At 67.8% G+C, this 25,633-nt stretch carries 24 protein-coding genes, 1 tRNA gene and 1 other RNA gene; 5 read left to right on the top strand and 21 right to left on the bottom strand.

From position 1 onward, the window contains the following. Window positions 1-17: 17 nt before the first annotated feature. From rpiA to K5L94_RS18095, 6 genes are all read right to left on the bottom strand, one after another. Entirely contained in the window at window positions 18-665 is a 648-nt protein-coding gene (gene rpiA / locus K5L94_RS18120; RefSeq protein WP_006467017.1) for a ribose-5-phosphate isomerase RpiA, read from the bottom strand. 22 nt (window positions 666-687) lie between these two features. Continuing rightward, a complete protein-coding gene (locus K5L94_RS18115) occupies window positions 688-1,167 on the bottom strand; it encodes an EVE domain-containing protein (protein WP_049458240.1) in 480 nt (159 codons plus the stop codon). After that, complete coding sequence (locus tag K5L94_RS18110; RefSeq protein WP_053450697.1) at window positions 1,164-1,757, bottom strand: 5-formyltetrahydrofolate cyclo-ligase; 594 nt, start codon at window positions 1,755-1,757, stop codon at window positions 1,164-1,166. The genes K5L94_RS18115 and K5L94_RS18110 overlap by 4 nt, the downstream gene beginning before the upstream one ends. An 83-nt stretch (window positions 1,758-1,840) precedes the next feature. Continuing rightward, window positions 1,841-2,026: non-coding RNA, 6S RNA (gene ssrS, locus K5L94_RS18105), on the bottom strand. Window positions 2,027-2,125: 99 nt separating this feature from the next. After that, complete coding sequence (locus tag K5L94_RS18100; protein WP_006467013.1) at window positions 2,126-2,422, bottom strand: cell division protein ZapA; 297 nt, start codon at window positions 2,420-2,422, stop codon at window positions 2,126-2,128. Next, a complete protein-coding gene (locus K5L94_RS18095; RefSeq protein WP_005410898.1) occupies window positions 2,419-2,640 on the bottom strand; it encodes a TIGR02449 family protein in 222 nt (73 codons plus the stop codon). The genes K5L94_RS18100 and K5L94_RS18095 overlap by 4 nt, the downstream gene beginning before the upstream one ends. 152 nt (window positions 2,641-2,792) lie before the next feature. Between K5L94_RS18095 and K5L94_RS18090 the strand changes: the two genes are divergently transcribed. Both K5L94_RS18090 and K5L94_RS18085 read left to right on the top strand, forming a co-directional pair. Continuing rightward, entirely contained in the window at window positions 2,793-3,341 is a 549-nt protein-coding gene (locus K5L94_RS18090) for a UPF0149 family protein (protein WP_053450696.1), read from the top strand. A gap of 5 nt (window positions 3,342-3,346) precedes the next feature. Further along, window positions 3,347-4,669: an aminopeptidase P N-terminal domain-containing protein gene (locus tag K5L94_RS18085; RefSeq protein ID WP_274512640.1), complete on the top strand. Its 1,323-nt coding sequence runs from the start codon at window positions 3,347-3,349 to the stop codon at window positions 4,667-4,669. A gap of 620 nt (window positions 4,670-5,289) precedes the next feature. Here the strand turns inward: K5L94_RS18085 and pepQ are convergent. The 7 genes from pepQ to rph all read right to left on the bottom strand — a co-directional run bounded on the left by pepQ (window position 5,290) and on the right by rph (window position 12,538). After that, window positions 5,290-6,621, bottom strand: a complete 1,332-nt coding sequence (gene pepQ, locus K5L94_RS18080) for a Xaa-Pro dipeptidase (protein WP_053450694.1) — start codon at window positions 6,619-6,621, stop codon at window positions 5,290-5,292. 75 nt (window positions 6,622-6,696) lie between these two features. Next, the gene (locus K5L94_RS18075) at window positions 6,697-7,071 is read right to left on the bottom strand and encodes a PilZ domain-containing protein (protein ID WP_053450693.1); all 375 of its coding nucleotides are present in this window, start codon (window positions 7,069-7,071) and stop codon (window positions 6,697-6,699) included. Further along, window positions 7,068-9,350, bottom strand: a complete 2,283-nt coding sequence (locus K5L94_RS18070) for a DUF1631 family protein (protein ID WP_053450692.1) — start codon at window positions 9,348-9,350, stop codon at window positions 7,068-7,070. The genes K5L94_RS18075 and K5L94_RS18070 overlap by 4 nt, the downstream gene beginning before the upstream one ends. 199 nt (window positions 9,351-9,549) lie before the next feature. Next, window positions 9,550-10,776, bottom strand: coding sequence for a radical SAM family heme chaperone HemW (gene hemW / locus K5L94_RS18065; RefSeq protein ID WP_053451375.1), 1,227 nt, complete (start codon window positions 10,774-10,776; stop codon window positions 9,550-9,552). 57 nt (window positions 10,777-10,833) lie between these two features. Next, the gene (gene rdgB / locus K5L94_RS18060) at window positions 10,834-11,430 is read right to left on the bottom strand and encodes an RdgB/HAM1 family non-canonical purine NTP pyrophosphatase (RefSeq protein WP_049457279.1); all 597 of its coding nucleotides are present in this window, start codon (window positions 11,428-11,430) and stop codon (window positions 10,834-10,836) included. Beyond that, a complete protein-coding gene (locus K5L94_RS18055; protein ID WP_053450691.1) occupies window positions 11,427-11,816 on the bottom strand; it encodes a VOC family protein in 390 nt (129 codons plus the stop codon). The genes rdgB and K5L94_RS18055 overlap by 4 nt, the downstream gene beginning before the upstream one ends. Next, the gene (gene rph, locus K5L94_RS18050; RefSeq protein ID WP_274511080.1) at window positions 11,813-12,538 is read right to left on the bottom strand and encodes a ribonuclease PH; all 726 of its coding nucleotides are present in this window, start codon (window positions 12,536-12,538) and stop codon (window positions 11,813-11,815) included. The genes K5L94_RS18055 and rph overlap by 4 nt, the downstream gene beginning before the upstream one ends. A gap of 124 nt (window positions 12,539-12,662) precedes the next feature. On the opposite strand from rph, the gene K5L94_RS18045 reads away from it, so the two are divergent. Then, a complete protein-coding gene (locus K5L94_RS18045; protein WP_049457277.1) occupies window positions 12,663-13,523 on the top strand; it encodes a YicC/YloC family endoribonuclease in 861 nt (286 codons plus the stop codon). A 42-nt stretch (window positions 13,524-13,565) separates the two neighbouring features. Here K5L94_RS18045 and selD read toward each other — a convergent pair whose 3' ends face one another. The 8 genes from selD to fdnG all read right to left on the bottom strand — a co-directional run bounded on the left by selD (window position 13,566) and on the right by fdnG (window position 24,162). After that, window positions 13,566-14,645: a selenide, water dikinase SelD gene (selD, locus tag K5L94_RS18040; protein ID WP_274511078.1), complete on the bottom strand. Its 1,080-nt coding sequence runs from the start codon at window positions 14,643-14,645 to the stop codon at window positions 13,566-13,568. Window positions 14,646-14,671: 26 nt separating this feature from the next. Further along, window positions 14,672-14,767: transfer RNA gene (locus K5L94_RS18035), tRNA-Sec, on the bottom strand. Between the two features lie 24 nt (window positions 14,768-14,791). Further along, complete coding sequence (gene selB / locus K5L94_RS18030) at window positions 14,792-16,723, bottom strand: selenocysteine-specific translation elongation factor (protein ID WP_274511076.1); 1,932 nt, start codon at window positions 16,721-16,723, stop codon at window positions 14,792-14,794. Then, window positions 16,720-18,144, bottom strand: a complete 1,425-nt coding sequence (gene selA, locus K5L94_RS18025; RefSeq protein WP_274511073.1) for an L-seryl-tRNA(Sec) selenium transferase — start codon at window positions 18,142-18,144, stop codon at window positions 16,720-16,722. The genes selB and selA overlap by 4 nt, the downstream gene beginning before the upstream one ends. Window positions 18,145-18,148: 4 nt before the next feature. Beyond that, window positions 18,149-19,132: a formate dehydrogenase accessory protein FdhE gene (gene fdhE, locus K5L94_RS18020; RefSeq protein ID WP_053450688.1), complete on the bottom strand. Its 984-nt coding sequence runs from the start codon at window positions 19,130-19,132 to the stop codon at window positions 18,149-18,151. A 389-nt stretch (window positions 19,133-19,521) separates the two neighbouring features. Continuing rightward, window positions 19,522-20,169 carry a formate dehydrogenase subunit gamma gene (locus tag K5L94_RS18015; protein WP_053450687.1) on the bottom strand — a complete coding sequence of 216 codons (648 nt, stop codon included), beginning with the start codon at window positions 20,167-20,169 and terminating at the stop codon, window positions 19,522-19,524. After that, window positions 20,166-21,083, bottom strand: a complete 918-nt coding sequence (gene fdxH / locus K5L94_RS18010; RefSeq protein WP_053450686.1) for a formate dehydrogenase subunit beta — start codon at window positions 21,081-21,083, stop codon at window positions 20,166-20,168. The genes K5L94_RS18015 and fdxH overlap by 4 nt, the downstream gene beginning before the upstream one ends. Before the next feature lie 10 nt (window positions 21,084-21,093). Next, the gene (gene fdnG / locus K5L94_RS18005; RefSeq protein WP_274511067.1) at window positions 21,094-24,162 is read right to left on the bottom strand and encodes a formate dehydrogenase-N subunit alpha; all 3,069 of its coding nucleotides are present in this window, start codon (window positions 24,160-24,162) and stop codon (window positions 21,094-21,096) included. Window positions 24,163-24,455: 293 nt separating this feature from the next. On the opposite strand from fdnG, the gene gmk reads away from it, so the two are divergent. Next, on the top strand, window positions 24,456-25,121 hold the full coding sequence (gmk, locus tag K5L94_RS18000; protein WP_006466566.1) for a guanylate kinase: 666 nt from the start codon (window positions 24,456-24,458) through the stop codon (window positions 25,119-25,121). A 110-nt stretch (window positions 25,122-25,231) separates the two neighbouring features. After that, window positions 25,232-25,531, top strand: a complete 300-nt coding sequence (rpoZ, locus tag K5L94_RS17995; RefSeq protein WP_005410877.1) for a DNA-directed RNA polymerase subunit omega — start codon at window positions 25,232-25,234, stop codon at window positions 25,529-25,531. The last annotated feature ends 102 nt before the right edge of the window (window positions 25,532-25,633 follow it).

The following is a 25,633-nucleotide window of genomic DNA, read 5'->3' as shown; positions in this document are numbered from 1 at the left end:
CAGGATCCTTGGAAGGGTCAGAGCACGACCGGCGGCTCGCCGCCGACGATCACCACGTCGGCGCGACGGCGCGCGAACAGGCCGACGCAGACCACGCCCGGCAGCTGGTTGAGCTCGCGCTCCAGCTTCTCCGGATCGGTGATCTGCAGGTTGTGGATGTCCAGGATCTGGTTACCGTTGTCGGTGACCACGCCTTCGCGCCAGGTCGGCTGGCCGCCGGTCATGTCGCGGATCTGGCGGGCGACCAGGCTGCGCGCCATCGGGATCACTTCCACCGGCAGCGGGAACCCGCCCAGCACCGGCACCTGCTTGCTCGGGTCGACGATGCAGATGAAGCGCTCGCTGGCCTCGGCGATGATCTTCTCGCGGGTCAGCGCGGCACCGCCGCCCTTGATCAGGCACTTGTTCGGGTCGCACTCGTCGGCGCCGTCCACGTACAGCGACAGGTTGCCGCTGTGGTTCAGCTCGATCACCTCGATGCCGTGCTGCTTCAGGCGCGCGGTGCTCTGCTCGGAACTGGACACCGCGCCCTTGATGCGGTGCTGGATGCGGGCCAGGGCATCGATGAAATAGGCCACGGTGGACCCGGTGCCGACACCGACGATCATGCCGTCTTCGACGTATTCGATGGCTTTCTCGGCGGCCAGGCGCTTGGCTTCGGACATGGGAGAACTCTCAGGCAGGGAATCAGGATTTCTTTTCCAGCGACAGCAGCAGCTTCCACTGCGTGGCGGTCACCGGGAACACCGACAGGCGGTTGCCCTTGGCAACCAGCGGGAAGCCTTCGCCGAGCTCGTCGGCGTGCAGCTTGATCTCGTCCAGCGCGATCACCTGCTTGAGCTTGCGGTCGAAGGCCACGTCCACCAGCATCCAGCGCGGGTTCTCGCGCGTGCTCTTGGGGTCGTGGTAGTCGGATGCCGGGTCGAACTGGGTGTCGTCCGGATAGGCCGCGCTGGCCACCGTGGCCAGGCCGACGATGCCCGGCACCTTGGTATTGGAGTGATAGAACAGGATGCCGTCGCCGACCTGCATGCCATCGCGCATGAAATTGCGCGCCTGGTAGTTGCGCACCCCGTTCCAGGGTTCGACCTTGACCTTGGCCAGGTCATCGATGGAGAAGGCGTCCGGTTCGGACTTCATCAGCCAGTAGCGCTTGCGGGCGGTCATGCGTTCACGGGGGCAGCGGAGGGGAACAGGGTGCCGCCTTCGGTGCAGATCGCATCCACCGGCACGTCCCACGACGCCACCGGCAAGGACTCGACCTGCTGCACCGCGAACGCCGCACCGACCAGCCAGGGCGGCGCCGGCCGGTCATGGCGGAAGGCGAAGCTGCGATCATACCAGCCGCCCCCCATGCCCAGCCGCCGGCACTGCGTGTCGAAGCCCACCAGCGGGGTCACCACCAGCGCCATCTGCGCCGGTTCCAGCGTGTCTGCCAGCGCCACGTCGGGCTCGGGGATGCCGTAACGGTTGCTGGTCAGCGGTTGGCCGGGGCGCCACGGTGCGAAGCGCAGCACGTCGCCGGCCAACACCGGCAGGCAGTAGGTGAGGCCTTCGGGCAACTGCAGCTGCCAGCGGTGCAGGGCGATCTCGCCATCCAGCGCCCAGTAGCCGGCCACGGCGCCTTCGCGCGGCGCGAACGGCAGTGCCAGCAGGGCATCGGCAAGTAATTCGGCGGCGGCAATGCGCTCAGCGGCGGAAAGGTCGCGGCGGCGTTGCCGCAGGTCGTGGCGCAGGGCCTGGCGCGGGTCGGTCATGGCAGCGTGCGGCAAGGATCAGCCGCCATTGTGCCGGAAAGAACAAGGGCGACGCCCGAAGACGCCGCCCTTGCTGGAATATTGCATTCTCCGCAATGTCGATGCATGCGAAACGACCTTGAACCCGGGGGCTCAAGTGGGAACGCTGGAGAACCATCGGGCTTCCCGCTACAAGGCGGACCTGCACTCCCGGCGCTGTCGCGCTCCCGGTGTCGTTCTTAAGGGACAAGGCGAATGTTTGCACATGCCGTCGAGTACCGCAGAGAACGCGTTGCCATTATAGCCAGCGCGCAGGATCTGGATAGGCCGTTCGTCGGCAACAGTCCGTGCCAATTCAGATATGAGAATTGGCGCGTTGTGCGCGTTCTTCAGGCGCCGCCGTCGATCGCGCGGTCCAGGCGCCGGTTCAGATCGGCCAGCGTCTGCTGCAGCGCCACCGCCTGGCGGGCGTTCTCGTCGCGCAGCAGTTGCAGTTCATGGGCCAGGTTCAACGCGGCCAGTACCGCCACGCGGTCCACGGCGGCCATGCGGTTGCTGCCGCGGATCTCGCGCATGCGGGCATCGAGCAGGCGCGCGGCGGCCATCAGGCTGTCGCGTTCATCGCCACCGACGCCCACGGTGTATTCACGATCGAGGATGCGGACACTGACCGGTTCGGCACTCATGTGTGCTGCTCCAGGGATTTGAGCCGGCTGATCATTGCTTCCACCCGCGAGCGTGCCTGCTCGTTCTTGGCCAGCAGCGTGGAACGCTCGGCCACCAGCTGTTCCTGCTGGTGGCGCAGGCTGCGGTTCTCCTCGGCCAGGCGCTGGTTGCGTTCAAGCAACGCCTCCACGCGGGCGGCGAAGTCCTGCAGCTGGGCAAGGGGATCGGCGGGTTCCATGCGGGCACGATAGGCAAGCCGGGCAAGGGCGGTCAAGCGTTGTCGCAGCAAGGCCGGACGGCCACGGGGAGGAGGCCGTCGGATTGCTACACTACGGGGTCTCACGGGCGCGCCGGCGCGCCCCGGGTTTCCTTTTCCGAACGAGCCGCACGATGACTGAACTTCCCTCCGTCGACGACGTTAACCGCGCCAGCCAGGAACTGGGCCTGGGCGCCACCGCCGCCGAGCTGCACGGCGCACTGTGCGGCTGGCTGGCCGCCGGCGGCGCCCCCGGCAACGACTGGCCGGCGCGCGTGCTGGCCGACGACAACCTGCCGCCGGTGGCCGCCGACAGCGTGCTGGGCCAGCTGCTGCAGGTCACCATCAAGCAGCTGGAAGACCGCGACTTCGCCTTCGAGCTGTTGCTGACCGACAGCGACGAGGTGGCCGCGCAGGCCGATGCCATGTTCAGCTGGACCCGCTCGTTCCTGGGCGGTTTCGGCCTGGGCAGCGGCGGCCGCCGCCCGACCCTGTCCGAAGAGGGCGAAGAGGCGCTGACCGACATGGCCAGCCTGGCCCGTGCCTCCAGCGAGGATTTCGAGGCCGGTGGCGATGACGACGACGACGCCCTGTCGGAGATCGAGGAGTTCATCCGCGTGGCGGTGCTGCTGCTGCACGGCGACGTGGTGCTGGCCTCGCGCCATCGGCAGCGCCTGAACTGATGGATATCAAGCAGCGCACCGGCATCGCGGCCGGCGAGTACAAGCGTCGGCGCCGCCAGCTGATGGACATGGCCGGCGAGGACGCGATCCTGGTGCTGCCGGCTGCGGCGGAGAAGGTGCGCAGCCTCGATACCCATTATCCGTTCCGGCAGGATTCGGACTTCCAGTACCTGAGTGGCTTCCCCGAGCCGGAAGCGGTGCTGGTGCTGATTCCCGGCCGTCGCCATGGCGAGGCCATCCTGTTCTGCCGCGAGCGTGATGCCGAGCGTGAGGCCTGGGACGGCAGCCGTGCTGGCCAGGAAGGCGCGGTGGCGCAGTTCGGCATGGACGATGCCTATCCGATCGATGATCTGGACGACATTCTGCCGGGCCTGCTGGAAGGGCGGTCGCGCGTCTACTACCACTTCGGCCGCGACGCGGATTTCGACCTGAAGCTGATCGGCTGGGTCAACCGCGTGCGCTCACAGGTGCGCCACGGCGCGCAGCCGCCGCATGAGTTCCTGGAGCTGGGCCACCTCCTGCACGAACAGCGCCTGTTCAAGTCCGGTGCCGAAGTGGCGCTGATGCAGCATGCCGCGCAGATCAGCGTGCGCGCCCATCTGGCGGCGATGAAGGCGGCCAAGGCGGGAATCCACGAGTACGAGCTGCAGGCCGAGCTGGAACGCGTGTTCCGCGCCAATGATACCGTTCCGGCGTACTGCAGCATCGTCGGTGCAGGCCGCAACGGCTGCATCCTGCACTACCGCGACAACAACGCGCGTTCGCGTGATGGCGAGCTGGTGCTGATCGATGCCGGTGCCGAGTACCGCGGCTACGCCAGCGACATCACCCGTACCTTCCCGGTGAACGGCCGCTTCAGTGCCGAGCAGCGCGCGCTGCATGACCTGGTCGGTGAGGCGCAGGCCGCGGCACTGGCGCAGGCGAAGCCGGGCGTGCCGTACGAGAGCGGCCACCTGGCGGCGGTGCAGACCCTGACCGAGGGCCTGCTGCGGCTGGGCCTGCTGAAGGGCACGCTGGAAAAGAACCTGTCCGAAGGCCTGTACCAGCGCTTCTACCGGCACAAGACCGGGCACTGGATCGGGCTGGATGTGCACGACGTGGGCGATTACCGCCTGGCCGGTGATTCGCGCCTGCTGGAGCCGGGCATGGCGTTCACCATCGAGCCGGGGTTGTACATCGGCGTGGACGACACGACGGTGGAGCCACGCTGGCGCGGTATCGGCATTCGCACCGAGGATGATGTGCTGATCACCGATGATGGCCATCGGGTGTTGACCGAAGGCCTGGCGCGCAGCGCCGACGAGATCGAAGCGGTGATGGCGGGTTAAGGGGTTTCGGCAGGGCTTGCAGCCCTGCACCTGCTGAAACGCAACAGCAACGGCAGAAGCTGACATTCCGTGGGATGGCGGGGCGGTGTGGGTGGTCAGGACACGCCGTAAACCCCCCTCCGGGGTCCGGCCCAGCCGCTGGCGGCTGTGCGTTCGGGCGCTTGCGAAGCAGTGCTTCGCAAGCAAAGCGCCCTCACCCATGGGGGCTCGATGGCGCCATCCATGGCGCCAACGGTCCTGCCCACCCACACCGCCCCGCCTCTGACAGATCCCTGCGATCTGTCGGTGGGTGCCGACCGTTGGTCGGCACATCTGTCAGATATCGAATGAATCTTCCACGCATGGCGTGGATCTACTGGCCACTGCGGCTGTTGGTGGGTGTCGACCTTGGTCGACATAGAGCGAGCGAAGCAAGCGACCCGCTTTTGCTTTTCTATTTTCTTTTCCGTGGTTGGACGCGCGCAGGAAACTGTCAAAGGCCGGGCGGGGTGGGTTTGCAGGACCGTTGGCGCCATGGATGGCGCCATCGAGCCCCCATGGATGGGTTTACGGCGTGTCCTGCAAACCCACCCCGCCCGGCCAAGCGCGGCTTTTGCTCTAAGCATCCAACCACGAGGGGCTCAGCCGTTGGCCGCTGCAAACTCCGGCCGCGTTAGGTTGTCCGCCTCGCCCTCGGTGCACAGCACTTCGTCCTCGATGCGGATGCCGCCATACGGACGGAAGAAGTCCACGCGGTCCCAGTTGATCGCATCGCCATGGCCGGCGTCCTTCACTTCGTTCAACAACATGTCGATGAAGTACAGGCCCGGTTCGATGGTCACCACCATGCCCGGCTCCAGCACGCGGGTCAGGCGCAGGTAGGGATGCCCCGCCGGGCGCTCGACGCGGCCGCCTTCGTCGCTGGCCGCGAAACCGGCCACGTCGTGCACCTGCAGGCCGATCAGGTGACCGATGCCGTGCGGGAAGAACGCGGCGCTGACGCCGGTCTCCACGGCGGTCTGCGGCGACACCTTGATGACGCCGAAGTCCTTCAGTACGCCCATCAGCGAGAGATGCGCGTCCACGTGCAGCTGCTTGTAGTCGAAGCCGGCGCGCACCGCCGCACACATCTTCTGCTGGGCGGCATCGACGGCGGCGATCATCGCGGCGAACTCGTCGTGGCCGTGCGCGGCGTAGGTGCGGGTGATGTCGCTGGCGTAGCCGTACGCGCTGGCGCCGGCATCGATCAGGAAGCTGCGCAGCGGCTGCGGCGCCTTGCGGCCCAGCTCGGTGTAGTGCAGCACGGCGGCGTGTTCGTTCAGCGCGACGATGTTGCCGTACGGCAGTTCATTGGCATCCTGGCCCACGGCCTGGCAGTAGGCCATGTGGATGCTGAATTCGTCGGCGCCATTGCGGAATGCGGCCTCGGCGGCACGATGGCCACGCACGCCCAGCACCTGCGCCTGGCGCATCAACGCGATTTCATACGGCGTCTTGTAGGCGCGGTGCCATTCCAGGTAGTTCACCACCGGCGCCGGGTTGTTCGGCACGAATGCACCCAGCGCGCTCTGCGGCTCGCCGAGGATCGCGCAGCGCGACGGGTCGGCCGGCAGCAGCGCCAGTGCTTCTTCGGGCGTGCGGATGATGTGGATGTCGAAGTGCTCCACCCACCAGCCGCTCGGTGCATCCGGCACCACGTGCCAGTAATCGAAGGGCTGGTGGAAGATCACCGCCGGGCGCTTGCCGGGCGTGAACACGATCCAGCTGTTCGGCACGCGGGTGAGCGGCAGCCAGGCCTTGAACTGCGGATTCACCGCGTACGGGTAGTCGCGGTCGTCGAACACCTGGTAGTGCAGGGTGCCGCTGGGCACCACCAGGTGATCGAAGCCGCCGCGGGCCAGCGCCTGTTCGGCACGTCGGCACAGCACGGCCAGGTGGTCGGAATACAGGGCGCCGGGGTCTTGCTGGATCATTGCGGTGGCTCGACACGGAAAACGGCCCTAGATTCTGCCGCATACCGCGAAAAACCGCTGTGCCGGAACCGGCACTCAGGCCGTCGAAACCGGTCCCTCGTCGCTGTCTTCGTCCACCCACTGGCGCAGCAGCTGCCGATGTTCGCGTGACAGGGTGAGGAAGCGGAAGCCGGTCCAGCTCTGTCCCGGCACGTGCGCCGGTTCGCTCCACAGCAGGTGCACGCCTACGTCGATGGCTTCCTGGCGGCCATCGGCCATCGGCAGCGGGAATCGCAGCTGGTACAGCGCATCCTCGCGCAACGGCACGCTGGCCAGCATCAGCATGCCGGTTTCAGAAACGTTGCCGAGGCGGCCCACTACGCTGTCGCGCATCTGGTCGGTCACCGGCACCAGGTCCGAGACCTGGCGGCGCGGTGCCCGACGGGTGTCCTGTGGCGGCTGGGTGTTCATGCAGGGGTTTTCCGGGTGTGGCCCACGGCCAGCGCACGCAGCGCATCGAGGCTGGCCTGCCAGGCACGATCGACCAGGCGGCCCTTGTCTTCGGTGACCAGCTGCGCGCGGCCGGCGCTGAGCTGGCGGGCGAGGGTATCCAGGTCGGTATCGGCGATCTTCTGTCCGCGTGGATTGACCATCAGCGCGTGGCCGGTCAGCAGGCTGTACCACGACAGGCGCTGGCGGCGCAGTGTGCCATCGCCGGTGTCGATGTCGAACCAGCTGCCGAACGGCAGGGTGGACAGCTGTTGGTAGGCGGCTTCTTCGGCACTGCTGCGTGGCTCGGCGGGCGCGCCTGCGCTGGACGTGCCGGCATGCTCGCCCAGTCGCGCGCGTGCTTTCAGGCGTGCGCTGAGTTCGGTACGCGATGTGCTTTCGTCCTCGCCGCCGGGCGTGGCCAGGCGACGCGCGACGGCGGCGGCCTCCTCGGCGTGGTAGCCGACCTGCACCAGCGCCGCTTCCACCTCGGTGGCCAGCGCAGCGTCGGTGCCATCGGCAGCGTCCGCGGCCTGGGCGGTCACCGCCGCGATGCGCTGGGTCTGCTGCAGGCGCTCCTGCCACTGCGGTGAATCGTCACCATGCCGCAGGCGGGTCAATGTCAGGGCGTCGGCCCACGCCTGGCGCAGCAGGGTCTGCACGAAGCGCGGCGGCGCCTGGGTATCGCAGCACTGGTCGATCTGTGCACTGGCCTGGCGTCGTGCCAGGTCCAGGCGTTCCTTGCCGCGTGCGGCCTCGACGTGGCGGCGCTCGGCCAGCTCGGCGCGATGGGCGGCCGCGCGCTGGTGCTGCTGCACGTCTTCATTGGCGGCAGCGAAGGCCTCGGGCGTGCGCGCATCCTGGCCGAGCAGCCCCTGCACGCTCTGCGCCATGCGCTGCAGCAGTTGGGGGTCGACGTCATCATCGCCGAGCCAGTGGGCGCCGGCTTCGGCGATCTGGTTGAGCAGTTCGCGGGCGGGGTGCTCGTCACGCACGAAGAAGCCAGGGTCGGCCATGGCCGCGCGCGCCAGCGGCACCTGCAGGCGCGCCAGTAGCGCGGCCGGTACCGGGTCGGGACGTTGCTGCTGCTGTACCTGCTGCATCAGCAGGCGCAGCAGGTCGAGATTGTCGCGGTCGTGGCTGCCCAGCTGGGCCTGCGCGCCGTGTTCGCTGCGCAGCTGGGCGACCACCGCGGTCTGCAGGTCGGCAAGGCCGGTGGCGGCGCTGGACTGGGCCTGCAGGCGCGCGAGCACCGCATCCACGGCGGCGCTGGGTACCGCAGCGGACGGCGCGGGCGCGGTGCTGGCGTGCCGGGCCTGCTGCAGCAGGTCGTGCAGCGCACTGCCGGTGGAGGTGGTGAGCCCAGGCACGGCGGTGTCGCGGCCACCGGCGTCGCTGACCGCCTCCTGCACCAGGTTCGACCACGAGCCTGACGCTGCCGACCCGTTCCAGCCGGTCAGCGGCGCTGCCGGGGCACGCTTGGCCGGCTGCGTCGCGCGGCCACCGCCGACGGAGTGGGTGATGATGCGTCGCGTGCTCGACGAACGGGCCAGGTAAGGCGTGTAGACCAGGCCGGGCAGAACGCCGTTCTGGGCCAGCAGCGCATTGGCGCGGTCGAGCACATCGCCCAGCCGTTCCAGCACCTGGCGCTCGAAGCTGCGATACAGCGCCAGCTGTACGTCGGCGCCGAGGGTGTCCTGCTCCGCGAGCCGGCGCACCATCGCGCACAATGCCTGCGGCGCCAGCGGCAGCGCGTCGGCCTCGAATGCCGGCGCCGCCGCCAGCACGCCCAGCCGTTGCCCGAGCAGGTTCAGGGTATTGGTCGAGCGCAGGGTTTCGCGCCGGATCATCTCGGTCAGCAGCAGGTCGCGGTCGACGTCATGCTCGGCCACCAGCGACAGCCCCAGCATGCCCGGCAGCGGCGGCGGGGTGGCCCCGGCGGGGGTTGCAGCCGCAGGCTCGCGCAGGCGCGCCAAGGCCTCGGCAACGGAATCCAGCATGCGGTCGGGGAAATGACCGGCAAAGGCATGCAGCTGGCCGCGCTGGGCCATCAGTTCGGCCTGCTGCAGCGGATTGCGCGCGCGATCGGCGTCGTGCAGCAGGGTCTGTTCCAGCGCTTCGACGGTCAGGATCAGCGGCGCGGCCAGGGTCTGCCGGCACAGGCCGATCAACGCGCCCAGCAGTTCGCGCACCCGCGGCGGCAGGTCGGCCGCGGCCAGGCGGGCCTTGTCGGCAGGGGTGGGGGAAAAAACAGCTGACATCGGCGAGCGGTACCCGGATTCCCGCGGATCGATCTGGTGAATCTACCGTGTCGGCCGATGTCGGCGCTACTTTAGGGTGAATGTGAAATGCATCTGCCGGGCATGGCCCCGATGCGCGGTAGTGCCGGCCGCTGGCCGGCAACGCGATCCGCACCGGATTGCCGGCCAGCGGCCGGCACTACCCGTTACGGCGGAGGCCTTACTCCTCCAGGAACAGGCTCACCACATCGTTGGTGAAGCGGCGGCCCAGCTCGGTGGGCTGTACGTGGCCATTGTCAACGGTCAGCCAGCCGCGCTGCACGGCCTCGGCCAGCGGTGCGTCCAGCACGCTGCGCGGCAGGCCGGTGCGCGACTCGAAATCGCGCAGGCTGAAACCTTCGTGCAGGCGCAGCAGGTTCAGCATGTACTCGAACGGCAGCCGCCCGGGGGCGATGACATCGTCGCCGCCGAACGAGGCGGGGGTGCCCGCGCTGTCGAGGTAGGCCTGCGGATGTTTCAGTTTCCAGCGTCGCAGTACGTGCTCCTCGGCACCGGAACTGATCTTGCCGTGCGCGCCGGCGCCGATGCCCAGGTAGTCGCCGAAGCGCCAGTAGTTCAGGTTGTGCGCACTCTGCCGGCCAGGGCGCGCATAGGCGCTGACCTCGTACTGGCCAAAGCCGGCCTGTGCCAGCAGGGCCTGGCAGTGTTCCTGCATGTCCCAGGCGTTGTCCTCATCGGGAATGCCCTGCGGCGGCCGTGCGAAGAACACCGTGTTCGGTTCCAGGGTCAGCTGGTAGTGCGAGATGTGCGCCGGCTGCAGTGCGAAGGCGCGTTCAAGATCGGCCCCGGCGCCGGCCAGGGTCTGTTCCGGCAGCGCGTACATCAGGTCGATGTTGAAATTGTCGTAGCCCGCGTCCTGCGCCATCTTCACCGCGCGCTCGGCCTCGCCACTGTCGTGGATGCGGCCCAGGCGCTTGAGCATCGCGTCGTCGAAACTCTGGATGCCGAAGCTGAGGCGGTTCACGCCGGCCGCGCGATAGCGGTCGAAACGGCCGTGTTCGGCGGTGCCCGGGTTGGTTTCCAGGGTGATCTCGGCATTGGGCGCGAAGCGCAGGCGCGCGCTGGCCTGCTGCAGGAAGCGGTCGATCGCTTCCGGCGGGAACAGGCTGGGCGTGCCGCCACCGAAGAACACGCTGTGCACCACCCGTCCCCAGACCAGCGGCAGGTCCTGGTCCAGGTCGCGCAGCAGCGCGTCGATGTAGGCATCGAACGGCAGCTCGCCCTTGGCCTGGTGCGAGTTGAAGTCGCAGTAGGGGCATTTGCGCACGCACCACGGCAGGTGCACGTACAGCGACAACGGCGGCGGCACCAGGCGCGGCGGAGTGTCGTGGTCGCCCGGGCAGGTTTCGCCGGGCAGGTGGTTGCAGTGGTCGTGGGCGTGCGGCATGGGCTTCATCGGTAGTGCCGGCCACTGGCCGGCTTCCCTTGGGTAATCAGGAACGCATCAATACAGCGTGGCCAGCTGCTGCTTGAGCTGCTGCAGGGCGAGGGCGCGGTGGCTGATGGCGTTCTTCAGGGGCGTTTCCATCTCCGCGGCGGTCAGGCCGTGGGTGGTATCCAGGAACACCGGGTTGTAGCCGAAGCCGTTGCTGCCGCGCGGTTCGCGGGTGATCTGTCCTTCCCAGCGGCCCTCGCAGATCAGTGGCTGCGGGTCGGTGGCATGGCGCAGCAGGACGATCACCGCATAGAAGCGGGCGCTGCGCTGGCCGTCGGGCACTTCGGCCATCGCGTCCAGCAGCTTGGCGTTGTTGGCCGCGGCATTGGTCGGCTGGCCGGCATAGCGCGCGCTGTACAGGCCCGGTGCACCGCCGAGGGCATCGACGATCAGGCCCGAATCATCGGCCAGCGCCGGCAGGCCGGTCGCTTCGCAGGCCGCGCGCGCCTTCAGCAGCGCGTTCTCGACGAAGGTCAGGCCGGTCTCTTCCACGTCGCCCAGGCCCAGCTCGGCGGCGGAGGTGATCTGCAACGGCAGGTCGGCGAGGATCTCCTGCATCTCCACAAGCTTGCCGGCGTTGTGGCTGGCCAGTACCAGTTTCTTCATTGGCGGGGCTCCAGCAGGTCCCAGGTGTTGCCATACAGATCGCGGAACACCGCGACCGTTGCATAGGCTTCTTCGCGCGGTGCTTCCAGGAATTCGACCCCGGCGGCCAGCATCGCCGCGTGGTCGCGGTGGAAGTCGTCGGTGTTGAGGAAGAAGGCGACCCGGCCACCGGTCTGGTTGCCGATGCGGCTGCGCTGTTCCTCGTTGCTGGCGCGGGCCAGCAGCAGGGCGGCGGCGCTGCCGTCGGTCGGTCCGACCACCACCCAGCGCTTGCTGCCCTGGTCGATGTCTTCCAGCAGCGAGAAGCCGAGCTTGCCGGTGTACCAGGCGATGGCTTCGTCGTAATCAGCCACCACGAGGGTGGTCAGGGCAAGGCGCCGGTTCATGCCGACAACGCCGCCTGCTGGGCGTCCAGCAGTTCGCGCACGCCCTTCTCGGCCAGGCCCAGCAGGGCGTCCAGTTCATCGCGGCGGAAGGCATGGCCTTCGGCGGTGCCCTGCAGTTCGATGAAACCGCCACCGTCGTTCATCACCACGTTCATGTCGGTGTCGCAGTCGCTGTCTTCGGCGTAGTCCAGGTCCAGCACCGGCGTGCCGCGGTACACGCCCACCGACACGGCCGCGACCGCGCCCAGGATCGGGTTGCGCTTGATGTCGCCGCGCTTCATCAGCACGTTCACTGCATCGACCAGGGCCACGTAGGCGCCGGTGATGGCGGCGGTGCGGGTGCCACCGTCGGCCTGCAGCACGTCGCAGTCGAGGGTGATGGTGCGCTCGCCCAGCGAGTTGCGGTCCACGCAGGCACGCAGGCTGCGGCCGATCAGGCGCTGGATCTCCAGCGTGCGGCCGCCCTGCTTGCCACGCGCCGCTTCGCGGTCGCTGCGGGTGTGGGTGGCGCGCGGCAGCATGCCGTACTCGGCGGTCACCCAGCCTTCGCCCTTGCCGCGCAGGAAGCCCGGGACGCGGTTCTCGACACTGGCGGTGCACAGCACGCGGGTTTCACCGAAGCACACCAGCACCGAACCTTCGGCATGGCGGGTGAAGCCGCGTTGGATGACGACCGGTCGGAGCTGGTCGGGCTGGCGGCCGCTGGGGCGGGAATCGGACATGATGCGGGTTCCGTAATGGCGTGGGAGTACGCCGCCACGCCCGCGGCCTTCACGGGGCGGGCAAGGGGGCTCTGGTGAGGGCGCTAGGGTACCATTCCCCCTTTGCACGCACCGGACACAATCCATGATTCGAAGCATGACCGCCTATGCCGGCGGCGAGCGGGTCACCCCGTGGGGCACGCTGGGCTGCGAGCTGCGCTCGGTCAACCACCGCTTCCTGGAGGTCGGCACCCGCCTGCCCGAGGAACTGCGGGCGCTGGAGCCGCAGCTGCGTGAGCGCATTGCGGCGCGCCTGAGCCGCGGCAAGCTGGATCTGGTGATGCGCCTGCGCGCGCCGGAAGCGGCGGGCAGCCTGCAGGTCAACGAGGTGCTGCTGGGGCAGCTGGGCCAGCTGGCCCACCGGCTGACCTCCGATTTCCCCAATCTGCAGGTCAGCTTCACGGAACTGCTGCAGCTGCCCGGCGTGACCCAGGGCGAGGCGACCGACGCGGCGGCGTTGCAGGCCGAGGCGCTGTCGCTGCTGGACCAGGTGCTGGACGGTTTCGTTGCCGCCCGTGAGCGTGAAGGCGACAAGCTGTCCACGGCGATTGCCGAGCGCGTGGATGGCATCGAGCGCATCGCCGCCGAAGTGCGCAGCTTGATTCCGGCCATTCGCGACGGCCAGCGCGCCAAGCTGGCCGCACGCCTGGCCGACCTGCCGCACCCGGTCGATCCCGGCCGCGCCGAGCAGGAACTGGTGCTGTGGCTGCAGAAGCTGGACGTGGATGAGGAACTGGACCGCCTGGGCAGCCACATCGTCGAGATCCGTCGCGTGCTCAAGCAGCGCGAGCCGGTCGGTCGCCGCCTGGACTTCCTGCTGCAGGAGTTCAACCGCGAAGCCAATACGCTGGGCTCGAAGTCGGTGGACAGCCGCACGTCCAATGCGGCGGTCGAGCTGAAGGTGCTGATCGACCAGATCCGCGAGCAGGTGCAGAACATCGAGTGAGACGGCAGGGGCGCCTTCTGGCGCCCTTCTTCGGTCCGGCATTCAGACCACGCTGACGCCCGGCGCTCCCGCGTTCAGGCGGCCCACCACGGCTGCCTGGGAGAACCCCGCATCGTGGAAACAGGCCAGCACCGCATCCACCGCTTCCGGTGCGCATGACACCAGCAGGCCACCACTGGTCTGCGGATCGGTCAGCAGTGGCTGCCAGTGCGCCGCCATGCCCGCGGCGAAGCGCACCTCGGCGCCATACGAGGCCCAGTTGCGGCTGGATGCGCCGGTCACGCAACCCCGCTGCAGCAGGTCCAGCGCCTGCGGCAGCAGCGGCACCTGTGCACTGTCCACCTCGGCAGCGACGCCGCTGGCGCGGCACACTTCCAGCAGATGGCCGAGCAGGCCGAAGCCGGTAACGTCGGTCATCGCGTGCACACCGTCCAATGCGGCCAGCGGCACGCCAACGCTGTTCAGGCGGGTGGTTGATTGGACCATCTGCCGGTAGCCGTCGGCATCCAGCAGTTCCTTCTTCAGCGCCGACGAATACACGCCCACGCCCAATGGCTTGCCCAGCACCAGCACATCGCCGGCGCGGGCATCGGCATTGCGCTTGAGCCGCTGTGGATCGAGCACGCCGATCGCGGCCAGGCCGTAGATGGGCTCCACCGAATCGATGCTGTGGCCACCGGCGACCACGATGCCGGCATCGGCACAGGCGCGTTCGCCACCCTGCAGGATGCCGCGGATGGTGTCCTGCGGCAGCACGTTGATCGGCATGCCGACGATGGCCAGCGCGAACAGTGGCCGCGCGCCCATCGCATACAGGTCAGACAGCGCGTTGGTCGCAGCGATGCGGCCGAAATCGAACGGGTCGTCGACGATCGGCATGAAGAAATCGGTGGTGGCGACGATCGCCTGGCGATCATCGAGGCGATACACCGCCGCGTCGTCGCTGGTCTCACGCCCGACCAGCAGTTCGGCCGGTGCGGGAAGCGCCGGAACCCCACGCAGCAGCTCGGAAAGCACCCCCGGCGCGATCTTGCAGCCGCAGCCGCCACCATGGGCCAGTGAGGTCAGGCGTTGCGGGGCATCGGCGGGTGAAGGGGCGGGGGACTGCGCGTGCGTGGCCATGCCGACATCTCCTGCGGAAACACCAATGGCGGAAGGCAGCAGGAGTCGAACCTACCAGGGAACGATCGACGCCCCCTGCTGGGTTTGAAGCCCAGCCGCATGCCCGGATGCGCATGCCTTCCGAAAGTACGGCGATGCCGGGGCGCTCAACCGTGGGGGGCGTTCCATTGCAGATCGCCGCGCGGCCGATGCTGGTCACCGACGCGTCGAGTGTAGCCAACGCGATTGAAGAACTCCAAGATCTGGATGCTGCGCTTGCGGCCCAGGCCGATGGCATCGCGGAAGGCGGCCGCATCCACGGTGCCCGTGGCCTGTGACAGCTGCGCGACGATCGCAGCGAGTTCGGCGATGCGGGCCGGTGCATAGAACAGGTCCGGTACCACCTGGAACAGTTCACCGCGCGCAGCGGCGCGGCGCAGGATGGCGCGGACGTCGTCTTCGGCGAGGCCACGGTCGGCGGCGAGCGTACGCACCCATGGCGGATCGAAACCGCCGGCGTCCAGCTGTGGCAGCACGCGTTCGAGCAGCTGGCGTTCGCGCTCCGGTGGTGCGTGGTCGTGGCCGGGCAGGCGCCACCAGGCCCCCACGCGCTGCACGCTGCCGTGGTCGAGCAGATCCTGCAGCAGCGCATTCCACAGGCCGGTCGCCAGCGCAGGAAGGGTGCTGCGCTGCAGGCGTCCGCTGTCGACACCGGGTTCGTCCGGTCGTCGCTCGTGCCAACCCCGTAGCGAGGTGATCACCTGCTCGCCAAGCGCCTGCCAGTGCGAGGCGAGGATGATCACCGTGTCATCGCGGATGACGATGCGCCGCGCGTCCGCGGGCAGGTCGATGCGATCGGCGGCACGTCGGCAGTAGCGTTGCAGGGCGGTAGCAGGAATGCCGGCAGGCGCCTGTTGCAGCAGCGGGCCAGGCCCGGCGCCGGCCGCCAGTTGCTCCAGCGCCGCCAGCCACGCAAGCCGGGCAGGGCTGCGCCGCCGCCGTTGCGGCGGCTCCGGGTCAAGCACGATGCCGCCTCCCAACGTGTGGGTGGCCGCCGAGTCGCGGGCGATGAAGCGGTCGCCGCACATCGCGCAGACCGGCGCATCGAATACCAGCTGCACGAGCTGCCCGTTGCCGTGGTCATGGTCCTCCAGCAGCACCGCATGGGCCTGCCTGTGCATCGTGCCCCAGTGGATGTGCAGGGGCGCCCGGTCGCGCAGCGGCGGCGCCAACGCGGAAAGCCGCAGGCGCACGTCGACGCGGGTGGTGGCCCGCATCGCACGCGGATCGGCAATCCAGTCGCCACGGTTGATGTCGTCGCGGGCGATGGCCGCCAGGTTCAGTGCGCAGCGCTGCCCGGCCATCGCATGCTCGCTGGCCTGGTTCTGCGCATGGATGCTGCGCACGCGCACGTCGGTGGCAGCCGGCATCAGCTGCAGGTGCTCGCCTGCCGCGGCGATGCCGCCGTGCACCGCGCCGGTCACCAGCGTGCCGTGCCCGGCCAGCGAGAACACGCGGTCCACCGGCATGCGGAACAGTTCACGGCGCAGCGCGTCCTGGCGCGCGTTGGCATCGCCCGCGGCCCACGCGTGCAGGTGCGCGCGCAACGCGTCGATGCCTGCATCCCCGGGCGCGGTGCTGTTGCAGGCAAACATAGGGGCATCCTGCAGTGGCGTGCCGGCCAGCAGCGCGGCGACCTCGATCTCGACCCGGGCGATGCGCGCGGCATCCACGCGGTCGATCTTGGTCAGTGCCACCACGCCGCGATTCACACCCAGCAACTGCAGGATCGCAAGGTGCTCGCGGGTCTGCGGCATCACCCCATCGTCGGCAGCGACCACCAGCAGGGCGACATCGATGCCGGTGGCGCCGGCCACCATCGTGTGCACGAAGCGCTCATGGCCTGGCACATCCACGAAGCCCAGCGTTGCGGCGGGGCCCTGCGCGTCGGTGCCTTCAAGGGGCACGTACGCGTAACCCAGCTCGATGGAGATGCCGCGCGTGCGTTCTTCCTGCAGGCGATCGGTCTCGATGCCGGTCAGTGCGCGTACCAGGCTCGTCTTGCCATGGTCGATATGCCCGGCGGTGCCGACGATCATGCCTGCAGCGTGCTCCATTGGGCGAGGAAGTCCGCTTCGTCGGCAGGTTCCAGGCAGCGCAGGTCCAGCCACAGCGCGTCATCGGCGATGCGGCCCAACACCGGCCGGGGCAGCTGGCGCAGGCGCTTGGCCAGGCGATCCAGACCACCCCGACGGGCCGATGTGACCCGCAGCCCGGCGCTGGCCAGCTGGGCCTGCGGTTGCGCCCCGCTGCCGATCTGGCTGTGCATCGATGCGCGTTCAAGGGTGCAGTCGGTCGTCAGCGCGGAACGCATGGCCGGCAGCAGGCGCTGTGCCTGTGCATCGATGTCCTGCTGCGTGCGCGTCAGCGTTCGCAGCGTTGGCAACCGTTGCGCCAGGTACTCCGGTTCGCGGTACAGGGCCAGCACCGCTTCCAGTGCGGCCAGGCCCATCTTGTCCATGCGCAGTGCCCGCTTGAGCGGGTTGCGGTTGATCCGCGCAATCAGGTCGGCGCGGCCGGCGATGATGCCGGCCTGCGGCCCGCCCAGCAGCTTGTCGCCACTGAACGAAACCAGATCCGCACCGGCGGCCAGTGCGTCCTGCACGGTCGGCTCGTGCGGCAGGCCGAAGGTGGCCAGATCACACAGGCTGCCACTGCCCAGGTCCACCACCAGCGGCAGGCCATGCTGATGCGCGATTGCCGCCATCGCCGCGGTGTCCACCTTGGCGGTGAAACCCGTGATCGCGTAGTTGCTGGCATGCACCTCCATCAGCAACGCGGTGCGGGCGCCGATGGCGCTGGCGAAGTCGGCCGGATGGGTGCGGTTGGTGGTGCCTACTTCCAGCAGGCGCGCCCCGGCGCTACGCATCACATCAGGAATGCGGAAGGCGCCGCCAATCTCGACCAGCTCGCCGCGTGAGACCACCACCTCGCGGCGGTTGGCCAGGCTGTTGAGCAGCAGCAGGACCGCCGCCGCATTGTTGTTGACCACGGTGGCGGCTTCGGCGCCGGTCAGCTCGCAGACCAGCGCCTGCACCCGTGCATCGCGGTCGCCACGGCGGCCGCGGCTGATGTCGAACTCCAGATCGATCGGCACGGTCATCGTACGGGTGACCGCGTGCACGGCGGTTTCGGGCAACAGGGCGCGGCCGAGGTTGGTGTGCAACACGGTGCCGGTCAGGTTGAACATCGGCTGCAGGTCGAGCCGCGCATCGGCGGTGATTGCGGCGTCGAGCGCCGCGACCAGCGCCGGGCCTTCAATGGCCTGGTGCAACTGCTCGGCCGATAGCTGCGCGGCACTGATGCGCTCACGCAGCGCCTGCAGATGTACGCGCAACAACTGGGTGATGCGGCTGCGGCCGTGGCCCTCGATCAGTGCTCCCAAGGCCGGCAGGCGCAGCAGCCGGTCCAGCGAGGGCAGGGCAGCGGCCGATGCCGGGGTGGGGGGCGTGGCTGTCATTGGCTCAATCGCCGTCGGATTGCCACAGCAGCGGATTCTGGCTGGCACGCGCGTAGCCTTCCTCGCCCAGCAGCAGGTCCAGCGACAGCGTGCCGAGATCATCAGCGACCGGTTCCAGTGCCGGATCCTTTTCCAGATAGAGGATCTTGCGGTAGCTGTGGCAGTGGTCGCAGGTCTCCGCTCGCACGGCGCTTTCACGTACGGCTTCGCCGCTGTCGCCGTCCACATCGGCCAGGGCGCGGTAGGCAATGTCCTTGCCGGCGGCGCCGCACTGGCTGCACTGCACGCGCACGTAGTGCCACTGGCAGGCACACAGCGAGCAGGAAAGATAACGGTAGGACGCGTAGGGCGGCCGTGCCTGCACCACGCTGGCCACCGGCAGGGTGCCGCACAACGGGCACAGCCCCGGCGCATCGGCCAGCGGTTTCAGGTCGGTGGGGCGGAAGCTGTCGGCCAGCACCGCCCAGTACACCTGCAGCGCGTTCATCACCAGCAGTGCAGCCACCGCATCCAGCGAAGGCGCGTCATCACGCTCCAGCACCGCATGCGCCTGTGCATCGAGCCATGCGTCATCGGCAGCGGCAACGCGCTGCAGTTCCTGCCGGGTTTCCGCCGGCAGCCCGGCCTCATCGGCACAGTGCCGGCACAAGGTGCGCAACCAGTCGCGCCAGTGCCCATCCAGCTGCAGCGTGTTGGCCGGCCGCAACGGCATCCCAGCGCCGGCTGCTGCACTCGATTGCTGGGAACGCGCCTGCGCCTGCAGGGTCTCGCGTTGCTGCGGCGTCAACTCGTCCAGCAGCGACTGCTGCGCATCGGCCAGGGCTGCCAGCAGCTGCAGATAGCCGCCGATGGCGCTGTGCGCAGCCAGGCTGCGCAATCGCGCCGCACGTCCGGCAAACAGCGACGCGGTATCGGGCAGGATGATGCGCGGAACATCGCGCGAGGCCAGCGTCTCGATTTCACCGGGTTCAAGGATGCGTTGCGCCATGCAGGGCCAGCCGGAAGAACCAGCCTCCATCCTCGCCGTTGTCGGCGCTGGCGTCCAGCGCACAGCCGGCCATTTGAAATGGTTGGGGTCAGATCCGTTTTCCATAGGAAAACGGATCTGACCCCATCGGTTGTTGCCGTGTTCATCGTGTCGACCAAGGTCGACACCCACCAACAGCAACGCAGAACGCCGTCCCGACAGATCGCAGAACTCTGTCGAAGGCGGGGTGGGTCCGGTTGCGGGGGCGTGAGCCGCATGGATGCGGCGACCGAGCTTACATGGATGTACTTGCAGCGTCCCCCGCAACCGGACCCACCCCGCCATCCCTCAGGAGACCCGCTTTTGACGTTGACGTTGATTCTGCGGGTGCAGGGCCGCAGGCCCTGCCGCTACCCCTCTTCCCGCCGCCCGCGCAGGATGTCCCGGAACCACTGCCGATGGTGCTTGTACGCCCACCCATAGGTCACCTTGCCCTGGGTCATCGCCCGCACCGAACCCTTGATCCAGATCGCCGCATAGATATGCACCACGATCGCGCAGACCAGTACCCAGCCGAACAGCGCATGGGCCAGCACCGAGAAGCGGATCACCCCGATCGGGAAGAAGTGGCTGAAGTACTGCCGCCAGATCACGAAGCCGGTCAGCAGCAGCGCCGACAGGCAACCGATGATGGCCCAGAACAACAACTTCTGGCCGGCATTGAAGCGGCCCACCGGCGGCAGCTTCTCGTCCTCGTTGCGCAGCACATCGCGCATGCCGCGCATCCACGCGCGGTCATCGGCGCTGAGGAAGTTGTCACGCCACATCCGCAGCGCCAGCAGGGCAAAGCCGATCACCATGGCCAGGCCGATGAACGGGTGCAGGATGCGCGTCCACGGCCCGCCGCCGAACAGCTGGGTCAACGGAAACAGGGCAGGGTGGAACAGCGCCAGCCCGGACAGCGCGGTCAGCACGAAACAGATCGCCACGATCCAGTGGTTGATGCGGGTCGGCGCGCGGTAGCGGATGATCTGCCGCGGGTGCGGTGCGTACTTCATGGCCGCTGCTCCTCTTCGATCTTCTTCGCCTCGTGTTCGGCCTCTTCCTCTTCCTCGTCGTTCACCGTGTTGCGGCCGATGCCGATGTAATGCAGGAAGCCGACAAACGCGGTAGCGGCGATGGCCAGCACGCCCAGCGGCTTGGCCACGCCCTTCCACACCTCCACCATCGGGCTGATGCGCGGGTCTTTGGGCAGGTCGGCGTACAGTTCGGGCTTGTCGACGTGCTGCAGCACGTACATCACGTGGGTGCCGCCGACGCCCTGTGGGTCATACAGGCCGGCGTTCTCGTAGCCGCGTGATTTCAGGTCCTCCACGCGGCCGGCCGCATGCTCGGTCATCGCCTGCTTGCTGCCGAAGGTGATCGCACCGGTCGGGCAGGTCTTCACGCAGGCCGGCTCCTGGCCCACCGCCACGCGGTCCGAACACAGCGTGCACTTGTAGGCCTTGTGGTCCTTCTTGGAAATGCGCGGGACGTCGAACGGGCAGCCGGTGACGCAGTAGCCGCAGCCGATGCAGTTCTCTTCCTGGAAATCGACGATGCCGTTGGCGTACTGGATGATCGCGCCCGGCGACGGGCAGGCCTTCAGGCAACCCGGATCGCTGCAGTGCATGCAGCCTTCCTTGCGGATCAGCCATTCCAGCTTGCCCTTCTCGTCCTCGTACTCGCGGAACTTCATCACCGTCCACGACTGTTCACTCAGGTCGGGCGGGTTGTCATAGCTGCCGACGCAGCTGCCGACCTCGTCGCGCAGGTCGTTCCACTCCATGCAGGCGACCTGGCAGGCCTTGCAGCCGATGCACTTGCTCACGTCGATCAGCTTGGCGACCTGGCCGGTGTGCGCACCACGCGCCTCCGGCGAGGGCGTGGTGGTGGCCGAGCGGCGGATGATGTCCAGCGATTGCAGTGACATGACGTGTCTCCTACACCTTCTCGACCTTGACCAGGATGCACTTCGACTCGGGCGTCTGCGAGTTGCCGTCACCGATGGCGTTGGTCAGCGTATTGGCGATGTAGCCGGGCTTGGCCGCACCGAGGAAGCCCCAGTGGATCGGTATGCCCACCTGGTGCACGGTCTTTCCATCGATCTGCAGGGCTTTGATGCGCTTGGTCACCATCGCGACGGCTTCGATATGGCCGCGCTTGGAACTCACGCGCACGCGGCTGCCGTTGTTGATGCCCAGCTCGTCGGCCAGCGCCGCGCCGATCTCGACGAACTGCTCGGGCTGGATGATGGCGTTGAGCTTGCCGTGCTTGGTCCAGAAGTGGAAATGCTCGGTCAGGCGGTAGGTGGTGGCCACATGCGGGAACTCGTCCGGCGAGCCGATCTGCGCACGGTCGCTGGCAAACACGCGCGCGGCCGGGTTGTTCAGCGTCTGCGCCTGGCCGGGGCTGAGCGGGTTGCTGCGCAGCGGTGTATCGAACGGCTCGTAATGCTCGGGGAACGGGCCCTCGGCCATGCCGGCCTTGGCGAAGAAGCGGGCGATGCCTTCGGGGTTCATGATGAACGGTCCCATGCCGCCGGCCGGATCTTCGTCGGCCTTGAAGTCGGGTACGTCCACGCTGCCCCAGTTCTTGCCGTTCCACGCCAGCAGCGTGCGTCGCGGGTCGAATGGCTGGCCGGCCACATCGCACGAGGCGCGGTTGTACATCACGCGGCGGTTGGCCGGCCACGCCCAGGCCCAGCCCAGCGTATTGCCGATGCCGGTCGGGTCGCTGTTGTCACGCCGCGCCATCATGTTGCCGGTCGGGCCCCAGGCGCCGATGTAGATCCAGCAGCCCGATGAGGTGCTGCCATCGTCGCGCAGGTCGCCGAACGCGGCCAGCTGCTCGCCGGCCTTGCGCACCAGCTTGGTCGGGTACTTGGGATCGAACACGTCCGCCAGTGCCTTGCCGTTGTATTCCATCGCCAGTTCTTCCGGCGTCGGCACCTCCGGGTTGGAATACTTCCAGGCCAGATCGCGCACCGGTTCCCACCATGCGCCGCCGTCCTTCTCGTACATCGCCTTGATGCGATGGAACAGCTCGGACATGATCTCGATGTCGCTGCGCGCTTCGCCCGGCGGGTTGGCGCCCTTCCAGTGCCACTGCAGCCAGCGCGAGGAGTTCACCACCGCGCCGTTCTCCTCGGCGAAGGAGGTGGTTGGCAAGCGGAATACTTCGGTCTGGATGGCGCGGGGATCGACGTCGTTCAGCGCGCCGTGGTTCTGCCAGAACGCAATCGTCTCGGTTTCCAGCGGGTCCATGCTGACCATGAACTTCAGCTTGGAGAACGCGCTGATCAGCTTGCCCTTGTTCGGCGCCGAGGCCAGCGGGTTGAAGCCCTGGCAGATGTAGCCGTGGATCTTGCCTTCGTTCATCAGCTCGTACGCCTGCAGCATGTCGTACGGCTTGTCGAGCTTGGGCAGGTAATCGAAGCACCAGTTGTTGTCGGCGGTGGCGGCGTCGCCCCACCACGATTTCATCAGGCTGACGTGGAACTTCGGATAGTTCTGCCAGAACGACATCTGGTTGGCGCGCAGCGGCTTCTGTGTGCGCTTGGCGATGTAGGCGTCGTAGTCCTGTTCGTCCTGTTTCGGCAACGTCAGGTAGCCGGGCAGCAGGTCGGACATCAGGCCGATGTCGGTCAGGCCCTGGATGTTGGAGTGTCCGCGCAGCGCGTTCATGCCGCCGCCGGCCACGCCGATGTTGCCCAGCAGCAGCTGCACCATGGTGCCGGCACGCACGTTCTGCGCGCCCACCGAGTGCTGCGTCCAGCCCAGCGCGTACAGGATGGTCATCGCCTTGTCCTTGCCGGCGGTGGACGCGATCATGTCCCAGACCTGGCGGATGCTGTCGGCCGGCGTACCGCAGATGCGTTCGACCATCTCCACGGTGTAGCGCGCGTAGTGCTGCTTGAGCAGGGTGTAGACGCAGCGCGGGTCCTTCAGCGTCGGGTCGCTGCGCACGAAGCCATCATCACCATAGACGTAGTCCCAGCTGGAACGGTCGTAGCTGCGCTTTTCTTCGTTGTAGCCCGAATACAGGCCATCCTTGAAGGCGAATTCGTCCTTCACCAGGAACGACATGTCGGTGTAGTTCAGCACGTACTCGTGCTGGATGCGGTCCTCGGTCAACAGGTAGTTGATCAGGCCGCCCAGGAACACGATGTCGGTGCCGGTACGGATCGGCGCATACACGTCGGCCACCGCGGCCGAGCGGTTGAAGCGCGGGTCGACCACGATCAGGCGGGCCTTGTTGTGTGCCTTCGCTTCGGTCACCCATTTGAAGCCGCACGGGTGCGCCTCGGCGGCATTGCCACCCATGATCAGGATCAGGTCGGCATTCTTGATGTCGACCCAATGATTCGTCATCGCACCACGGCCTAGCGTCGGGGCAAGACCTGCCACCGTCGGGCCGTGTCAGACACGTGCCTGGTTGTCGAATGCCAGCATGCCGAGGGAGCGCACGACCTTGTGGGTCAGCACCGCGGTTTCATTGCTGGTGGCCGAGGCCGCCAGCATGCCGGTGGTCAGCCAGCGGTTGACCGTCTGCCCGGCCTCGTTCTTCTCTACGAAGTTGGCATCGCGGTCTTCCTTCATCAGCCGCGCGATGCGGTCCAGCGCATCGTCCCAGCTCAGCCGCTTCCACTCGTTCGAGCCCGGTGCGCGGTACTCGGGGTAGAGCAGGCGCGACTTGCTGTGGATGATGTCGGCCAGGCCGGCACCCTTCGGGCACAGCGTGCCGCGGTTGACCGGATGGTCCGGGTCGCCTTCGATATGGAAGATGCTCGGCTCGGCGTTCTTGGCGCCATCGCCGAGGCTGTACATCAGGATGCCGCAGGCCACCGAACAGTAGGTACAGGTGTTGCGGGTCTCGGTCGCGCGGGTCAGCTTGTACTGCCGGACCTCCGCGAGCGCGATGCCGGGCGCGAAGCCCATCAATGCCAGGCTGGAGCCCACCAGGGTTGTCCCGGTGACCTTCAGGAACTGGCGGCGACTCATCGAGGGCATGCCGTTCTCCTTGGATGGCGGGGCGGCACGCAGACCACCCGGCTGTCGGTAGGTACGGCCCGGTTATAGCACAGGCCCCCGGATGCCCATGTGGCACAAGGTCCGGCCGCCTCGCCAAGGGGCGCGAAAAGGGGCGGCTCTGGTAAAGTTGCGTGCCCGCACCCCGGGGAGCCGTCTGCCGGGCCTGGTTCCAGGATGTTCCGCGCAGCCTCCGCCGTCCTGGCGCGATCCTCCGCGCCGGATCTGGAACATCGAGGAAAAATTTTGCGAAATCAACCAGTTGGGTTCCGTGCATGAGCGCCCCGTCACCTTCGTCGGACGCCGTCGCGCGCGGCACGCTGTACATCGTTGCCGCCCCCTCCGGCGCCGGCAAGAGCAGCATCGTCAACGCCACGCTGGCGCGTGATCCGCAGATCGCCCTGTCGATTTCCTTCACTTCGCGTGCGATGCGCCCGGGTGAAGTGAACGGCCAGCACTACCACTTCGTCAGTGCCGAAAAGTTCGAGCAGATGATCGCCGCCGGCGATTTCTTCGAGCATGCCTGGGTGCACGGCGACTGGAAGGGCACCGCCCGGCAGTCGGTGGAACCGCAGCTGGCCGCCGGCCAGGACGTGCTGCTGGAGATCGACTGGCAGGGCGCGCAGCAGGTGCGCCAGCTGGTGCCGGGCACGGTCACCGTGTTCATCCTGCCGCCGTCCAAGCAGGCGTTGCAGGACCGCATGCGCAAGCGCGGCCAGGACAGCGAGGCGGTCATCGCCCAGCGCCTGGGCGCGGCGCGTGACGAGATGCTGCACTTCAACGAGTTCGACTACGTGATCGTCAACGAGGTGTTCGACACCGCCGTCGACGAGCTGTGCGCCATCTTCACCGCCAGCCGCCTGCGTCGGGAGGCCCAGAAGGTCCGCCACGCCGGCCTGATCCAGGCCCTGTTGACCCCCGATCCGGGCGCAACTGACTGATTCCAAAAGAATAGGGTGGGGGTTGGCTTGATTTTGTCCAGCCCCTGCCAGTACACTCCGTCCCCTTTCCCTCATTCGACTGAGCGGCCGACCGGTCGCCGGGAGCCCGTATGGCCCGCATCACCGTAGAAGATTGCCTGGAAGTCGTTAACAACCGTTTCGAACTGGTCATGATGGCTTCCAAGCGTGCCCGCCAGCTCGCCAACGGCGTGCAGGCCACGCTGGACAACAGCGAGACCGAGGACAAGCCGACCGTGCTGGCGCTGCGCGAAATCGCCGCCCGCAAGATCGACAACGCGCTGATCGACGAAGTCGAGAAGGCCGAGCGTGAGCGCGCCGAGCGCGAAGCGCTGGAGTGGGCCGCCGCCGAAGTGGTCGCCGACGAAGACATGTCCAAGAACGACGATTGATCACATCGATCAGAGTCATTGCTGGATAGCCGAACAGCCCGCCCCGCGCGGGCTGTTTCGCATTCAGGATTTGCCGTAAACGTCGCGCTGGAATAGGCTTCG

Origin of the sequence: Stenotrophomonas forensis, from assembly GCF_028752115.1 — a bacterium.
Taxonomy (GTDB): Bacteria; Pseudomonadota; Gammaproteobacteria; order Xanthomonadales; family Xanthomonadaceae; genus Stenotrophomonas; species Stenotrophomonas forensis.
Note: the sequence above shows the minus strand (reverse complement) of the source record. Positions and strands in the feature narration are given on the sequence as shown.

What these genes read in the sequence shown, in the direction of transcription:
- rpiA (WP_006467017.1), bottom strand. Translation starts at nt 665, where the DNA reads ATGTCCGAAGCCAAGCGCCTGGCCGCCGAGAAAGCCATCGAATACGTC.
- K5L94_RS18115 (WP_049458240.1), bottom strand. Translation starts at nt 1,167, where the DNA reads ATGACCGCCCGCAAGCGCTACTGGCTGATGAAGTCCGAACCGGACGCC.
- K5L94_RS18110 (WP_053450697.1), bottom strand. Translation starts at nt 1,757, where the DNA reads ATGACCGACCCGCGCCAGGCCCTGCGCCACGACCTGCGGCAACGCCGC.
- K5L94_RS18100 (WP_006467013.1), bottom strand. Translation starts at nt 2,422, where the DNA reads ATGAGTGCCGAACCGGTCAGTGTCCGCATCCTCGATCGTGAATACACC.
- K5L94_RS18095 (WP_005410898.1), bottom strand. Translation starts at nt 2,640, where the DNA reads ATGGAACCCGCCGATCCCCTTGCCCAGCTGCAGGACTTCGCCGCCCGC.
- K5L94_RS18090 (WP_053450696.1), top strand. Translation starts at nt 2,793, where the DNA reads ATGACTGAACTTCCCTCCGTCGACGACGTTAACCGCGCCAGCCAGGAA.
- pepQ (WP_053450694.1), bottom strand. Translation starts at nt 6,621, where the DNA reads ATGATCCAGCAAGACCCCGGCGCCCTGTATTCCGACCACCTGGCCGTG.
- K5L94_RS18075 (WP_053450693.1), bottom strand. Translation starts at nt 7,071, where the DNA reads ATGAACACCCAGCCGCCACAGGACACCCGTCGGGCACCGCGCCGCCAG.
- K5L94_RS18070 (WP_053450692.1), bottom strand. Translation starts at nt 9,350, where the DNA reads ATGTCAGCTGTTTTTTCCCCCACCCCTGCCGACAAGGCCCGCCTGGCC.
- hemW (WP_053451375.1), bottom strand. Translation starts at nt 10,776, where the DNA reads ATGCCGCACGCCCACGACCACTGCAACCACCTGCCCGGCGAAACCTGC.
- rdgB (WP_049457279.1), bottom strand. Translation starts at nt 11,430, where the DNA reads ATGAAGAAACTGGTACTGGCCAGCCACAACGCCGGCAAGCTTGTGGAG.
- K5L94_RS18055 (WP_053450691.1), bottom strand. Translation starts at nt 11,816, where the DNA reads ATGAACCGGCGCCTTGCCCTGACCACCCTCGTGGTGGCTGATTACGAC.
- rph (WP_274511080.1), bottom strand. Translation starts at nt 12,538, where the DNA reads ATGTCCGATTCCCGCCCCAGCGGCCGCCAGCCCGACCAGCTCCGACCG.
- K5L94_RS18045 (WP_049457277.1), top strand. Translation starts at nt 12,663, where the DNA reads ATGATTCGAAGCATGACCGCCTATGCCGGCGGCGAGCGGGTCACCCCG.
- selD (WP_274511078.1), bottom strand. Translation starts at nt 14,645, where the DNA reads ATGGCCACGCACGCGCAGTCCCCCGCCCCTTCACCCGCCGATGCCCCG.
- selB (WP_274511076.1), bottom strand. Translation starts at nt 16,723, where the DNA reads ATGATCGTCGGCACCGCCGGGCATATCGACCATGGCAAGACGAGCCTG.
- selA (WP_274511073.1), bottom strand. Translation starts at nt 18,144, where the DNA reads ATGACAGCCACGCCCCCCACCCCGGCATCGGCCGCTGCCCTGCCCTCG.
- fdhE (WP_053450688.1), bottom strand. Translation starts at nt 19,132, where the DNA reads ATGGCGCAACGCATCCTTGAACCCGGTGAAATCGAGACGCTGGCCTCG.
- K5L94_RS18015 (WP_053450687.1), bottom strand. Translation starts at nt 20,169, where the DNA reads ATGAAGTACGCACCGCACCCGCGGCAGATCATCCGCTACCGCGCGCCG.
- fdxH (WP_053450686.1), bottom strand. Translation starts at nt 21,083, where the DNA reads ATGTCACTGCAATCGCTGGACATCATCCGCCGCTCGGCCACCACCACG.
- gmk (WP_006466566.1), top strand. Translation starts at nt 24,456, where the DNA reads ATGAGCGCCCCGTCACCTTCGTCGGACGCCGTCGCGCGCGGCACGCTG.
- rpoZ (WP_005410877.1), top strand. Translation starts at nt 25,232, where the DNA reads ATGGCCCGCATCACCGTAGAAGATTGCCTGGAAGTCGTTAACAACCGT.